Origin of the sequence: Methylobacterium sp. CCH7-A2 (assembly GCF_001557075.1) — a bacterium.
Taxonomy (GTDB): domain Bacteria; phylum Pseudomonadota; class Alphaproteobacteria; order Rhizobiales; family Beijerinckiaceae; genus Allobosea; species Allobosea massiliensis.
The window spans coordinates 1-393 of sequence record NZ_LSKN01000249.1; the positions used below are offsets into that span (position 1 = coordinate 1).

1 protein-coding gene is annotated in these 393 nt (G+C 67.2%); it reads right to left on the reverse strand.

The genetic code is table 11. From position 1 onward, the window contains the following. A partial coding sequence (locus AX750_RS19415) for an efflux RND transporter permease subunit (protein WP_197432844.1) occupies positions 1–393 on the reverse strand: 393 nt, incomplete at both ends.

Below are 393 nucleotides of genomic sequence, written 5' to 3' on the forward strand. Positions count from 1 at the left end.
CCGGCAGGGTCGTGGGCATGTACATCAGCGTGCCCTCGTTCAGCGTCGGCATGAATTCCGAGCCGAGTTGCCGCGCGGGCCAGAGGCTGAGCGCCAGCACCGCCATGGCCAGCAGGATCGTCAGGGTCTTGGCCCCGAGAACGCCGCGGATCATCGGACGGTAGAGCGCGATCAGGCCGCGATTGATCGGGTTCCGGCTCTCCGGGATGATCCTGCCCCTGACGAAGACGACCATCAGCGCCGGGACCAGCGTCACCGACAGGAGCGCCGCGGCCGCCATGGCGAAGGTCTTGGTGAAGGCGAGCGGCCCGAACAGGCGACCTTCCTCGGCCTCCAGGGTGAAGATCGGCAGGAAGGAGACGGTGATCACGAGCAGGCTGAAGAACAGCGCCG